Raw genomic sequence first — 13,599 nt, 5'->3', positions numbered from 1 at the left:
CCCCGGCCGCTCCGGCGCCGCGGACCGAGCGCTCCGCCGCGCTCTCCGCGGCCCGCTTCGGCGCGTTCCGCAAGGCCCTGCAAGGGGCCGAGTCCCCCGACGCCCACTCGAAGGACGATGCCCGATGAGCAGCAGCACCGACCGCGACCTCGACTGGCTGCTGGAGAACCTGCTGACGGTCACCCCCGGTGCCCGGCACGCCCTGGTGCTCTCCGCCGACGGCCTCAAGCTCTGCCACACCGCCGGCCTCGGCACCGACCAGGCCGACCAGCTCGCCGCGATCGCCTCCGGCATGCAGAGCCTCGCCCACGGCGCCTCCATCGAGTTCGGGAACGCGGCCGGCGGCGTCCGCCAGTCGATGACCGAGTTCCACGGCGGCATCCTGTGCATCGTCGCCGCCGGCGAGGGGGCCCACCTCGCGGTCGTCACCGACGACGACGCCGACGTCGGCGTCGTCGGGCACAACATGCACGGGCTGATCGAGCAGATCGGGGTGTTCCTGAGCGCCCCGCCGCGCGAGATCGAGGCCGGGGTGTGACGCGGCCGCTCGCCGGCCGGGACGAGGACCCGGACCGGCTCTACACGGTGACCCGCGGCCGCAGCCGGCCGCCCGAGCACGCCTTCGACCTGGTCACCCTGATCGTCACCGAGCAGGAGCCGATGCCCGGCATGCAGTCCGAGCATGCCCGCATCCTCGCGCTGTGCGCCACCCCGACGGCCGTGGTCGAGCTCGCCGCCGAACTCGCCCTGCCGGTCAGCGTGGTGAAGATCCTGCTGGGTGACCTGCTGGAGGCCGGCCGGATCACCGCCCGCCACCCCAGGTTCGCCCCGTCCAAGGCACGCCTGCCCGACCTCGACACGCTGAAGCAGGTACTGCATGGTCTCCAACAGCTCTGACACCCTCGCTGCGGCCGGCCGGGCCCCGCTCAGCAGCACCGCCGCCAACGGGCTGAAGATCGTCGTGGTGGGCGGCTTCGGCGTCGGCAAGACCACCCTGGTCGGCTCGGTGAGCGAGATCCGCCCGCTCAACACCGAGGAGACGATGACCAGCGCCGGCGAGGGCGTGGACGACCTCACCGGGGTGCAGGGCAAGCGGTCGACCACCGTCGCCTTCGACTTCGGCCGGATCACCCTCGGCGCCGAGAACGTGCTCTACCTCTTCGGCGCCCCTGGCCAGGAACGCTTCTGGTTCCTCTGGGACCGGCTGTTCAGCGGCGCCCTCGGCGCCGTGGTGCTGGTCGACACCCGCCGCCTCGAGGAGTCCTGGTACGCCATCGACCGCCTCGAACACCACGGCACGCCCTTCGTGGTCGTCCGCAACAACTTCGGGCCGCCCGAGCACACCCTCGCCGAGGTCAGGGCCGCCCTCGACCTCGCCGACCACGTCCCGTTGGTGGAGTGCGACGCACGGGACCGCGAGTCGAGCAAGCAGGTGCTGATCGAACTCGTCCGCCACCTGCACCGCATGGCCGAGGCCGAGGCCTCCGGAGAGGACACGCCGTGACCGAGCCCGTCACCACCCCGCCGCCCGGCTGCCCGGCCCACGCCGACGCCGCCCCGCTGTACGGGCCCCGCTTCCAGACCGACCCCGGCGCGCTCTACCAGGAGCTGCGCGACCGCCACGGCCCGGTCGCGCCCGTCGAACTCGCCGGCGGCGTCCCCGCCTGGCTGGTCATCGGCTACCGCGAACTCCAGCTGGTCACCGGCCAGCCCAAGGTCTTCGGCCGGGACTCCACCCGCTGGAACCAGTGGCCGGACATCCCCGAGGACTGGCCGCTCAAGCCGATGATGGCGCCCGTCCCCTCGATCCTCTACGCCGAGGGGGCCGAGCACCAGCGCCGCTCCTCCGCCGTCACCGACGCCCTCGCCGCCGTCGACCCGTACGAACTGCGCATCCACGCCGAGGAGATCGCCGACCGGCTGATCGACGGCTTCGCCGGCCGCGGCGAGGCCGACCTGGTCGCCGACTACGCCCACCGGATGCCGCTGCTGGTGCTCTGCCGGCTGTTCGGCCTCGACGAGGACGAGGCCCCCGTCCTGATCCGCGGCCTGCTCGCGATGCTCGACGGCGGCGCCGACGCCCAGGAGGGCGCCCAGCAGCTGCTCGCCGTCATGCTCGGACTCGTCCACCGGCGCCGCGAGATCCCCGCCTCCGACGTCACCTCGCGGCTGCTCGCCCACGAGGCCGGGCTCAACGACGAAGAGGTCATGCGGGACCTGCGGGTGCTGCTGATCGCCGGTCACCAGCCGCTCGCCTACTGGATCTCCAACGCGCTGCGGCTGATGCTCACCGACGAGCGCTTCGCCGCCTCCCTCTCCGGCGGCCGCCGCTCGATCGGCCAGGCGCTCGGCGAGGCCCTCTGGGAGGACACCCCCACCCAGATCTTCGCCGGCCGCTGGGCGACCCGCGACGTCCACCTCGGCGGCCAGCGGATCGCCAAGGGCGACATGGTGCTGCTCGGCTTCGCCGGCGCCAACGCCGACCCGACGGTCCGCCAGGACTCGGGCCGCCCCGCCGAGGGCAACCGCGCCTACCTGAGCTTCTCCGCCGGCGACCACGGCTGCCCCTACCCGGCCCGCGAGGCCGCCGAGGTGATCGCCAACACCGCGATCGAGGTGCTGCTCGACCGGCTGCCGGACCTGCGCCTCGCGGTGTCCGAGAGCGCCCTGGTGTGGCGCCCCTCGGCCTGGGTGCGCGGACTGATGGCGCTGCCGGTGGCCTTCACCCCCGGCTACGTGGCGGAGTGACGAGACCCGAGGAGGGGCAGGGATGACCGAACTGACCGCAGGGGCCGCAGTGACGGCAGCGGAGCCGGCGACCGGGGCGGACGGGACGACCGGAGCGGCCGCGCCGACCGCCGACGCGCCGTTCGTGATGGACCCGCTGGCCCGTGACAACGCCGCCGAGGGCGCCCTGCTGCGCGCCGCCGGCCCGGTGGTCCCGGTCGAGCTGATGGGCGTCCGCGGCTGGGCGGTCACCCGGCACGCCGAGGCCCGCAAACTGCTCACCGACGCCCGGCTGGTCAAGGACGCGGCGCACTGGGCGGCGTTCCGGAAGGGCGAGGTGCCGAAGACCTGGCCGCTGATCGGCCTGGCCGTGCCCGGCCCCTCGATGGTCACCACCGACGGCGCCGCGCACCGCCGGCTGCGGGCGATCGTGGCCCAGGCCTTCACCCCCCGCCGCGTCGAACTCATGAAGCCCCGCATCGAGGAGCTCACCGCCGAACTGCTCGACCGGCTCGCCGCGGCCGGGCCGGTGGTCGACCTGAAGACGGCCTTCGCCTTCCCGCTGCCGATGTCGGTGATCGGCTGGCTGCTCGGCGTGCCCGAGCACGACCACGCCTACATCCGCGAGCTGTACGAGCGGTTCTTCTCCAGCACCACCGCACCGGCCGACGTGCCGGCCACCATCGCCGCGCTGAACGCCTTCGTCGCGGACCTGGTGGCGCTGCGCCGCGCCGAGCCCGGGGACGACCTGATCAGCGCCCTGCTGACGGCCGACGTCGAGGGCGGACCGCTGACCGACGCCGAGGCCTCGGCGACCCTGCGCGTGATCATCGCGGCCGGCCACGAGACCACCGTCAACCTGATCACCAACGCGGTCCGCGCCCTGCTCACCCATCCGGACCAGCTCGCGCTCGCCCGTTCGGGCGAGGTCGGCTGGCCGGCGGTGGTCGAGGAGTCGCTCCGCTGGACCCCTCCGACCAGCAACTTCCTGTTCCGCTTCGCCACCGCCGACATCGAGGCCGGCGGCACGGTGATCCCCGCCGGGGACGCCGTCCTGATCTCCTACAACGCCATCGGCCGCGACCCCGCGCAGCACGGCATCACCGCGGAGGTCTTCGACATCACCCGTGACGCCGGGCGGCACCTCTCGTTCGGTCACGGGCCGCACGTCTGCCCGGGTTCGCCGCTGGCCCGTCTGGAGGCCGCGGTGGCGCTGCCCGCCCTCTTCGAACGCTTCCCCGGCCTCGCCCTCGCGGTGCCCGAGGAGGAGCTGCGGCCGAACCCCACCATGGTGGTCAACAGTCTGCGCGAGCTGCCCGTCCGGCTCTGACCGGGCCCGGAACGGTGCTGGAGGGCCGGTGCGGAACCGGCCCTCCAGCACGGCCCGATCACGACCGGGACACCGGCCGATGAAGGTCGAACGCGCACCTTGGCGTGGGGTAACCGGTGAGTTAACGTCTTCAAGCCAGCGATACTGCTGGGTACAGCTCGATCAACCGGTACAGCGCAGACTTGTAGTCCCACGCCGGCATCTCGGGGTGCCCTGGCCAGGAGGAGCGCATTGTCCACCACCACGATCGCCTGTGAGGCCCGCCGATGACCACACTCCTGCGGCGGCGTCTGCTCGCCGTTCCCGCCGTGTTCGCCCTGGCCCTCGCCGCGGCGTGCTCGAACAGTTCCTCGAAGGACGGCGGCGGCACGTCGGCGGCACCCACGCTCACCGGTGACTGTGCCAAGTACCAGGCCTACGCGGGCCACTCCGGCACCAAGGTGACGATGTTCGCCTCGATCCTCAGCCCGGAGTCGGACTCGCTGGAGAAGTCCTGGGCGGAGTTCAGTTCTTGTACGGGTATCAAGATCTCGTACGAGGGCTCCAACGACTTCGAGTCGCAGCTGCCGGTGCGCGTGAGCGGCGGAAACGCCCCGGACTTCGCGATCATCCCGCAGCCCGGCCTGCTCGCGCAGATGGTCAAGACCGGAAAGGTCGTGAAGCCGCCGGCGCAGACCGTCGCCAACGAGGACAAGTGGAGCCCGGTCTGGAAGACCTACGGCTCCGTCAACGGCACCTTCTACGCGGCGCCGATGAGCGCCAACATGAAGTCGCTGGTGTGGTACTCGCCGAAGGCCTTCAAGCAGGCCGGCTACGAGGTCCCGAAGACCTGGGCCGACCTCATGGGCCTCAGCAACAGGATCGCCACCTCGGGCGGCGCCAAGCCGTGGTGCGGCGGCATCGCCTCCGGCACCGCGACCGGCTGGCCGGCCACCGACTGGGTCGAGGAGGCCGTCCTCGGCAGCTACGGCGGCGACGTCTACGACCAGTGGGTCAGCCACAAGATCAAGTTCAGTGACGAGAAGATCACCGGCGCCATGAAGACGGTGGCCGACTGGATGCAGAACCCGGCCTGGGTCAACGGCGGCATCGGCGACGTGAAGTCGATCGCCACGACCACGTTCCAGGACGCGGGCGCGCCGATCCTCTCCAACAAGTGCTACATGCTGCAGCAGGCCTCGTTCTACCGGGCGCAGTGGCCCAAGGGCACCAACATCGGCCCGGACGGCGACATCTTCGCCTTCCACCTGCCGGCCGTGAACCCGGCGGTCAGCAGCCCGGTCGAGGGCGGCGGCGAGTTCCTGGCCGCGTTCTCCAGCCGGCCCGAGGTGCAGGCGGTGCAGAACTACCTGTCGACCAGCGACTGGGCGAGCAGCCGGGTCAAGGTCGCCTCCGGCTGGGTCTCCGCCAACCAGGGCGTGGACAAGAGCCTCTACACCGACCCGATCGACAAGCTCTCCGCCGAGGCGCTCACCGACCCGGCCGCCACGTTCCGCTTCGACGCCTCCGACCTGATGCCGGCGGCCATCGGCTCCGGCCAGATGTGGAAGTCGTTCACGGCGTGGTTCGCCGAGGGGCAGTCCATCCAGAAGGTGGCGGCCGACATCGACGCGGCCTGGCCGCAGTAACGCCGGCCGCCTCCGGGCAGCGCGGGTCCCACCCGCCCGCGCTGCCCCTCCCCATGTCCGAGGAAGGACCCTCCGCATGCCCACGGCCACCGCCGTGCACCTCGCCGACTCGGCGTGGACGGATGCGACGATCAAGTTCACCAACACCGTCGGAGCCGTCGCCGGCTTCCTCGGCGTGCTGCTGCTGATCTTCTTCGCGGCAGGCCGGGCGACCGGGCGGTTCTCCCGCCCGCTGGCCGTCCTGGTGATGGTCGGACCGGCGATCCTGCTGCTGCTGGTCGGCCTGGTGATCCCGCTGGTCCGCACCGTCTACCTGAGCTTCTACAACGACGACTCCACCAAGGCGGTCGGCGGCAGCAACTACGGCTGGGCGCTCACCACCGAGTCCATCCACCAGGTGCTGTGGAACACCCTGCAGTGGCTGGTCGTCGCCCCGCTGGTGGCGACCGGCACCGGCCTGGTGCTGGCCCTGCTGGTGGACCGGCTGCGCGGGCAGGCGGTCTACAAGTCGCTGCTGTTCATGCCGATGGCGATCTCCCTGGTCGGCGCGTCGATCATCTGGAAGTTCGTCTACGAGGACCGCGACCCCTCCCAGCCGCAGATCGGCCTGCTCAGCCAGCTCGCGATCAGCCTCGGCTGGGACGACCCGCCGAACTGGATCCTCTCCCACCCGCTGAACAACTACCTGCTGATGATCGTCATGATCTGGGTGCAGACCGGCTTCGCGATGGTGGTGCTCTCCGCGGCGATCAAGGCCATCCCGGACGAGATCACCGAGGCCGCCCGCCTCGACGGCGCCCGCGGCTTCCAGCTCTTCCGGCACGTCACGGTGCCGATGATCCGCACCACGCTGATCGTCGTGCTGACCACCGTCATGATCACCACGCTGAAGGCCTTCGACATCGTCCGCACCATGACGGGCGGCAACTTCGGCACCCAGGTGCTCGCCAACGAGATGTACTCGCAGTCCTTCGTGCAGTTCAACGTCGGCCGCGGCAGTGCGCTCGCAGTGATCCTCTTCCTGGCCGTGATCCCGCTGGTGGCCTACAACATCGTCCAGCTGCGCAAGGAGCGTGAGCACCGATGAGCGAGCAGCTCGCCCCGGCCCCGCAGTCGGGGGCGGAGGACCGCGTGCCCCCGGTGAAGGCCGTCCGGCGGGTGTTCAGCAGCCCGCTGGCCTCGCTGCTCATGGTCGTGGTCACCGTGCTCTGGACGATCCCCACGATCGGCCTGCTGGTCACCTCGCTCCGCCCCGAGGAGGACGTCTCCGACAGCGGCTGGTGGACGGTCTTCGGCGACCCGAACCTCACCCTGGAGAACTACCACACGGTGCTCTTCGAGGGCGGGTTCGGCGTCAGCGGCGGCCTGATGCCGTACATGGTCAACTCGCTGGCGATCAGCATCCCGGCGACGGTCTTCCCGCTGGTGCTGGCCGCGATGGCGGCGTACGGGCTGGCCTGGGTGAAGTTCCGGGGCAGCGACGTGGTCTTCTTCGCGATCTTCGCGCTGCAGGTGGTGCCGCTGCAGATGGCGCTCATCCCGCTGCTCCAGCTGTTCTCCGGCGGCGCGCACATCGGCTCGGTCACGGTGATCCCGGCCTTCGACCTCAGCGGCACCTACGCCCCGGTCTGGCTGGCGCACACCATGTTCGCGATGCCGCTGGCGATCTTCCTGCTGCACAACTTCATCGCCCAGCTGCCGCGCGACCTGATGGAGGCGGCGGTGGTCGACGGGGCCACCCACTTCAAGATCTTCCGATCGATCGTGCTGCCGCTGTGCGCGCCGGCGCTGGCCTCCTTCGCGATCTTCCAGTTCCTCTGGGTCTGGAACGACCTGCTGGTGGCGCTCACCTTCGCCGGCGGCACCCCCGAGGTCGCCCCGATGACCGTCCGGCTGGCCCAGCTGAGCGGCTCCTTCGGCGGCCGCTGGGAACTGCTCACGGCCGGCGCCTTCCTGTCGCTGATCATCCCGCTGATCGTCTTCTTCGCGCTGCAGCGGTACTTCGTCCGCGGCCTGCTGGCGGGCTCGGTCAAGGGCTGAGCCGGCCCCGCTCCGGCCCCGCGCCCCTGCTCCGGCGACGCCCCCGTGCCCCGTGCGCGGGGGCGTCGCGCGTCCGACTCCTGACGGCCCGTGACATGGACCGGGAATGTGGGGATTTCGAGGACGCGCCACCCGCACAGCCGGTACACCGGTAGCGGCGATTCCGCCGCCGATCCGGTTGTCCGACAAGTGGGGGATGGCGTGAGGTTCAGAAGACGTCTGGCGTGCCTGGTGGCCGCCGTGCTGGCAGGAGCTGTCCTGGCCGCCGCACCGGCCGGGGCGGCGGGCACCGCGACCCTCGGCAACACCGCGGTCGGCTCGGCCACCGACTCGGGCGACTCCAACTACATGAACACCTCGCGCTTCGTCACCGGGTCCAACGGCGGTGCGCTGAACGGCATCAGCGTGCACGTCGGGGCGGTCGGCGCCGCACCGAACAACCAGTACCAGGTCGCGGTCTACGCCGACGCGGCGGGCAAACCGGGCGCCCTGGTCGCCTCCAGCGCCTCCGGCACGCTCACCGCCAACGCCTGGAACACCCTGCCGCTGACCGGCACCCTCGCCTCCAACACCGCCTACTGGCTGGCCTACAACAGCAACGGGTCGAGCGCCGCCGTCAACAACCTGCACTACAGCAGCGGCGGAACGAGCGGCTACTCCACCGGCGGCGCCCCGTTCGGCACCTGGCCGACCGCCTTCGGCGCGAGCAGCACCATGAGCGCCACCTTCTCGATCTACGCCACGTACACCCCCGACGGCGGCGGCACCACCCCGCCCGGCAACGGACCGGGCGCCGAGGGCCCGATCCTGCTGGTCGGCAACGCGGCCAACCCGTACACCGCCTACTACACCGAGATCCTCAAGGCCGAGGGCCTCAACTACTACAAGCAGACCGACCTGTCGGCGGTCACCGCGGCGACGCTCGCGAACTACGACGTGGTGCTGCTCGGCGAGAGCGCGCTCACCCCCGCCCAGGTCTCCATGTTCACCACCTGGACCAACGGTGGCGGACGGCTCGTCGCGATGCGCCCCGACAGGCAGCTCGCCGGCCTGCTCGGCCTCACCGCCACCACCGGCACCCTCGCCGACGCCTACCTGAAGATCGACACCTCGGCCGCCCCCGGCGCCGGCCTCACCGCCGACACCATGGGCTTCCACGGCACCGCCGACCGGTGGACGCTGAACGGCGCCACCGCCGTCGCCACCCTCTACGACGACGCGACCACGGCGAGCGGCAACCCCGCCGTCACCCTGCGCACCGTCGGCAGCGGCCGGGCCGCCGCCTTCACCTTCGACCTCGCCAAGTCCGTGGTGCAGACCCGCCAGGGCAACATCGCCTGGGCCGGCCAGCAGCGCGACTCCACCGACGGCTACGAGGCCAGCGAGATGTTCTTCGGCACCAACGGCCAGCCGAACTGGAACGACCTCGACAAGGCCCTGATCCCGATCGCCGACGAGCAGCAGCGGCTGCTCACCAACCTGATCACCCTGATGGACTCGGCGAAGAAGCCGCTGCCGCGGTTCTGGTACTTCCCACGGGACGTCAAGGCGGTCGTCGTGATGAGCGGCGACGACCACGGCATCGGCGGCACCGTCGGCCGCTGGGACAGTTACACCTCCCAGTCCCCGGCCGGCTGCTCGGTCGCCGACTGGGAGTGCGTGCGCGGCTCGTCGTACATCTACACCAACGACCCGATGACGCCCGCCCAGGCGCAGTCCTACACCGACGAGGGCTTCGAGGTCGGCGTGCACGTCACCACCAACTGCAAGCCCTGGGGCACCACGGCCAACCTGCAGCAGCTCTACAGCGACCAGTTGGGCGTCTGGAAGGCCAAGTACGGCTCGCTGCCGAACCCGTCGAGCAGCCGCACGCACTGCGTGGAGTGGGACGACTGGGCCACCCAGGCCAAGACCAAGCTGGCCAACGGCATCCGGCTCGACATGGATTACTACTACTACCCGTCCGCCTTCGTGCAGGACCGGCCCGGCTACTTCAACGGCACCGGCATGATCATGAAGTTCGCCGACACCGACGGCAGCGTCATCGACGAGTACCAGGCCACCACCCAGCTCACCGACGAGTCCGGCCAGTCCTACCCGTCCACCGTCACCACCCTGCTCGACGGCGCGTACGGCGCCAAGGGCTACTACGCGGCGATCGGCGCCAACATCCACACCGACTTCGCGGCCTCCAGCGCCTCGGACGCGGTGATCGCGGCGGCCAAGGCCCGCGGCGTGCCGGTGGTCTCCGGCCGGCAGATGCTGACCTGGCTGGACGGCCGCAACGGCTCCGCCTTCTCCAAGCTCGCCTGGAGCGGCAACTCGCTGACCTTCGACATCACCGGCGGCGCCCGCGGCCTGCGCGCCATGGTGCCGGTGAACTCCGCCTCCGGCACCCTCACCGGGATCTCCAAGCAGGGCCAGGCCGTGCCCTACCGGATCGAGACGATCAAGGGAACGGCGTACGCCTTCTTCGACGGCGCGGTCGGCTCCTACACCGCGACCTACGGGCAGGACACCACCGCGCCCACCGTCACCGGCACCGCGCCCGCCAACGGCGCCACCGGGGTGGCGGCCGGCACCGCGGTGAAGTTCTCCTTCAGCGAGCCGCTCGACCTGGCGACGGTCACCGGCTCGGCGCTCACCCTGAGGACCACCACCGGCGGCACCCCGGTCACCGGCACCGTCACCTACGACGCGGCCACCAGCACCGCCGCCTTCACCCCGGGCACCGACCTGGCGCTGACGACCGGTTACACCGCCACCGTGCAGGGCGTGAAGGACCTGGCGGGCAACACCCTCGCCGGGCCGGTGACCGCCGCCTTCACCACCGCCGGGCTGCCGCCCAAGACCATCGGGTCCAGCACGGTCGGCACGCTGGTCGACGACACCGACTCCAACCACCTCAACGGCTCCAAGGTGACCACCGGTTCGACGGCCGTCGCCCTCACCTCGCTCAGCGTGCACGTCGGCGGGGTCAGCGCGGCGCCCAACAACCAGTACCAGCTGGCCGTCTACACCGACAACGCCGGCTCGCCCGGCACCCTCGTGGTCTCCACCGCCTCCGGCACCCTGACGCCCAACGCCTGGAACTCGCTGCCGGTGACCACCACCCTCGCGCCCAACACCAGCTACTGGTTCGTCTACAACAGCAACGGGACGAGCTCGACGGTGAACAACATGCACTACTCGACCGGCGCGGCCGGCTCCGGGGCCTACAGCAACACGGTGGTGCCCTTCGGTACCTGGCCCACCGCCTTCGGAACCGCCGTCAAGGACAGCCTCGTCTACTCGCTGTACGGCGCGTACTGACGATCCGTCTGATCTGGCCGATCTGGCCGGTCCGTCAGCTCCGGCCTGCAGGTCGGACCGCGGGCCGGACCGCCCGCCCCGCTGCGGGGCGTTTGTGTCACAACTCTGCGACACAAGCGCCCCGCAGTACTTTTGAACCTGTTCAGAACTGTCCTCCGCGCCCTAGAGTCGCGGTCACCCGCCGCGGGGCCGCACGTCGGCCGCCGCGTGTCCCGTGACGCTTGAGGGGGACTCATGTCGACACCGTCAGACAGCACACCGCCGTCCACACCTGCCACTCCGTCCACACCTGCCACTCCGTCCGCGTCGTCCGAGCCGACCGCGTCTCGCGAGTCGTCCGGGGCGTCCAAGGCTTCCTCGGGTGCGGCTGAACCTGGTGCCGCTGCGCCCGGTGCCGCTGGGGCGGCCGCAGCCGTTCCCGGTGCCGGAGTGCCGGGAGCACGGACGGAGCCCGACAGCGGGCGCGTCGGTCCGGTCGCGGACGGGACGACCGGGGAGACCGGTGCGGGCGGTGCGGGCGGCGCGGGCGGCGCGGGCGGGACAGGTGGGACGGGCGGTGCGGACGGGGGAGTGGAAGCCGGCCGTGTCGCCGCCGAGTTCCGCAAGGGGGCCGCGGAGCCCGGTCAGGCCACGGCCGCCGGTCCGGCGTCTCGCCCGGCGCCTCGTCCGGCGCCGGGTCCCGGTGGCGGTGGGACGCCCGCCGGAACGGGGAGCGGGCCGCGGCCGGGTGCGGGACCGGGAGCAGGCCCTGGCGTGCGCCCCGGTGCAGGCCCCGCGTACGGCGTTCGTCCGGGGACCGGCCCCGGCGTGTGGCTGCCGCCCGCCCCGCCGCCGGACCCGCTGTGGATCACCGCGACCGCGCCGACCCGACCCGCCCTGCCGGGGTTCGGGGTACTGGGGGCCGGCCTCGCCTCCGGTCTGCTCGCCGCGGCCCTGCTGACCGACGGCCTCGGCGTCAACGTGCTGCTCTGGGCGCTGGTCGGTACGGTCGCCGCGGGGCTCGCCGCCTCGGCCGCCGGCCGCAAGGTCCGGCCGTGGACGGTGGTGTGGACGGTCACCGCCCTGGTGCTGCTGCTCGTCCCGGCCCTGGTGGAGGCCTCCTGGCCGGTCGTCCTGGCGCTGCTCGCCGCCGCGGGCGCCGGATCGCTCGCCCTGCACGGCGGCAAGCGCTGGCCCGGCGTGCTGCTGGGCGCGTTCGGCATGTGGCCGCACCTGATTCCCGGCCTCGCCTGGGGTCTGCTCTCGCTGCGCAACCGCCAGTACCCGGCCCGCGCCCGGGTGGTGGCCGTGGTCAAGGCGGCGGCCGTCTCGCTGGCGCTGCTGGTGGTCTTCGGCGCACTGTTCGCCAGTGCCGACGCCGCGGTCGCCGAACTCCTCGGCGACCTCGTGCCGAGCATCGACACCGAGAACCTGCCGATGCAGGTCCTGCTCTTCGTGGTCGGTCTGCTCGTCGCCCTGGCGGCCGCGCACACGGCGGCCGGGCCGCGCCGCTTCGACCGCTTCCCGGTGAAGCCGGGCCGCGAGCGCGGCCGGCTGGAGTGGGCGGTGCCGCTGGTGGCCCTCAACCTGCTCTTCGGCGTCTTCGTCGCCGTCCAGGCCGTGGTGTTCGTCGGCGGCTACGAGTCGGTCATGAGCAAGCCCGGGATGATCCCGGCCGATTACGCCCGGCAGGGCTTCTGGCAGCTGCTGATCGTCACCCTGCTGGTGCTGGCCCTGCTGGCCCTGGCGGGCCGCTGGGCGCCGCGCTCCACCCCGCGGGACCGGGTGATGGCCAAGACGCTGCTCGCGCTGCTCTGCGGCCAGACGCTGGTCGTGGTCGCCTCGGCGCTGTACCGGATGCAGCGGTACGTGGACAACTTCGGCCTGACCCGGCTGCGGATCTCGGTGGCCACGGTCGAGATCTGGCTGGGCGTGGTGCTGCTGCTGGTGCTCGTCGGCGGGATCCTCGCCTCCGCCAAGTGGCTGCCGCGGGCGGTCGTGCTGAGCGCCGCCGCCGCCACCGCGGTCTTCGGCCTGATCAGCCCGGACGCGATGATCGCCGAGCAGAACGTCCACCGCTTCGAGCAGACCGGCCGGATCGACGTCGGCTACCTCCGCGACCTCTCCGCGGACGCCGTGCCCGCCCTGGACCGGCTCCCGGAGGACCAGCGCGCCTGCGCCCTGCAGAAGATCGCGAGGGACCTCGACGACGACCGGCTGCCCTGGTACGCCACCAGCCTGGCCGAGGCCAGGGCCCGCGAGATCCTGAAGGATCGTTCGGTGCCGCTCATCGGACGCGACGCCTGCAGCCGGGCCGGTGTCCGCCTGGGCGACCCGTACTACGGCGGTGACTACGACTACTGACACCCACTGATGCCTGCATGCGTCTGCTGACGCCTGCTCATGCGTGCCGGTGTCGCCCGTACTCGGGGCCGGTCCGGCTCCGGGGGGTCGCGGTCGAGTCGTGAGGACCGGTGTGTGGTGGCGGGCCTGCCGGGGCCCGCCACCACGCGGTGCGTCAGAGCGCCACGCCGGCAGGTGGGGAGAGCGTCGTGTGGGGGAAGAGTGGTGTGGGTTAGGTGT

At 71.8% G+C, this 13,599-nt stretch carries 10 protein-coding genes; all 10 read left to right on the top strand.

Features of this window, described 5'->3' with window-relative positions; genetic code table 11:
- Positions 1-124: 124 nt before the first annotated feature.
- Positions 125-538 carry a roadblock/LC7 domain-containing protein gene (locus tag ABZ641_RS13465; protein WP_359981535.1) on the top strand — a complete coding sequence of 138 codons (414 nt, stop codon included), beginning with the start codon at positions 125-127 and terminating at the stop codon, positions 536-538.
- Positions 535-897, top strand: a complete 363-nt coding sequence (locus tag ABZ641_RS13460; RefSeq protein ID WP_344623236.1) for a DUF742 domain-containing protein — start codon at positions 535-537, stop codon at positions 895-897. Before ABZ641_RS13465 ends, ABZ641_RS13460 begins: the two co-directional genes overlap by 4 nt.
- Positions 878-1,504, top strand: coding sequence for an ATP/GTP-binding protein (locus ABZ641_RS13455; RefSeq protein ID WP_359981532.1), 627 nt, complete (start codon positions 878-880; stop codon positions 1,502-1,504). Before ABZ641_RS13460 ends, ABZ641_RS13455 begins: the two co-directional genes overlap by 20 nt.
- On the top strand, positions 1,501-2,748 hold the full coding sequence (locus ABZ641_RS13450) for a cytochrome P450 (protein ID WP_344623238.1): 1,248 nt from the start codon (positions 1,501-1,503) through the stop codon (positions 2,746-2,748). The genes ABZ641_RS13455 and ABZ641_RS13450 overlap by 4 nt, the downstream gene beginning before the upstream one ends.
- Positions 2,749-2,875: 127 nt before the next feature.
- Positions 2,876-4,057, top strand: a complete 1,182-nt coding sequence (locus ABZ641_RS13445; protein ID WP_359981538.1) for a cytochrome P450 — start codon at positions 2,876-2,878, stop codon at positions 4,055-4,057.
- Between the two features lie 266 nt (positions 4,058-4,323).
- Positions 4,324-5,685: an ABC transporter substrate-binding protein gene (locus ABZ641_RS13440; protein WP_344623239.1), complete on the top strand. Its 1,362-nt coding sequence runs from the start codon at positions 4,324-4,326 to the stop codon at positions 5,683-5,685.
- Between the two features lie 76 nt (positions 5,686-5,761).
- Positions 5,762-6,772: a sugar ABC transporter permease gene (locus tag ABZ641_RS13435; protein WP_344623240.1), complete on the top strand. Its 1,011-nt coding sequence runs from the start codon at positions 5,762-5,764 to the stop codon at positions 6,770-6,772.
- Positions 6,769-7,725: a carbohydrate ABC transporter permease gene (locus ABZ641_RS13430; RefSeq protein ID WP_344623241.1), complete on the top strand. Its 957-nt coding sequence runs from the start codon at positions 6,769-6,771 to the stop codon at positions 7,723-7,725. Before ABZ641_RS13435 ends, ABZ641_RS13430 begins: the two co-directional genes overlap by 4 nt.
- A 240-nt stretch (positions 7,726-7,965) precedes the next feature.
- Positions 7,966-11,037, top strand: coding sequence for an Ig-like domain-containing protein (locus ABZ641_RS13425; RefSeq protein ID WP_359981528.1), 3,072 nt, complete (start codon positions 7,966-7,968; stop codon positions 11,035-11,037).
- 807 nt (positions 11,038-11,844) lie between these two features.
- Positions 11,845-13,380: a DUF4173 domain-containing protein gene (locus ABZ641_RS13420; protein ID WP_359981526.1), complete on the top strand. Its 1,536-nt coding sequence runs from the start codon at positions 11,845-11,847 to the stop codon at positions 13,378-13,380.
- Positions 13,381-13,599 lie beyond the last annotated feature (219 nt).

This window comes from Kitasatospora sp. NPDC007106 (assembly GCF_040634455.1).
GTDB classification, from domain to species: Bacteria; Actinomycetota; Actinomycetes; order Streptomycetales; family Streptomycetaceae; genus Kitasatospora; species Kitasatospora arboriphila.
The sequence above is the reverse complement of the archived record's forward strand: the minus strand, read 5'-3'. Positions and strand labels throughout refer to the sequence as shown.

Coding starts and splice junctions, on each gene's coding strand:
- ABZ641_RS13465 (WP_359981535.1), top strand. CDS start 125: ATGAGCAGCAGCACCGACCGCGACCTCGACTGGCTGCTGGAGAACCTG.
- ABZ641_RS13455 (WP_359981532.1), top strand. CDS start 878: ATGGTCTCCAACAGCTCTGACACCCTCGCTGCGGCCGGCCGGGCCCCG.
- ABZ641_RS13445 (WP_359981538.1), top strand. CDS start 2,876: ATGGACCCGCTGGCCCGTGACAACGCCGCCGAGGGCGCCCTGCTGCGC.
- ABZ641_RS13440 (WP_344623239.1), top strand. CDS start 4,324: ATGACCACACTCCTGCGGCGGCGTCTGCTCGCCGTTCCCGCCGTGTTC.
- ABZ641_RS13435 (WP_344623240.1), top strand. CDS start 5,762: ATGCCCACGGCCACCGCCGTGCACCTCGCCGACTCGGCGTGGACGGAT.
- ABZ641_RS13430 (WP_344623241.1), top strand. CDS start 6,769: ATGAGCGAGCAGCTCGCCCCGGCCCCGCAGTCGGGGGCGGAGGACCGC.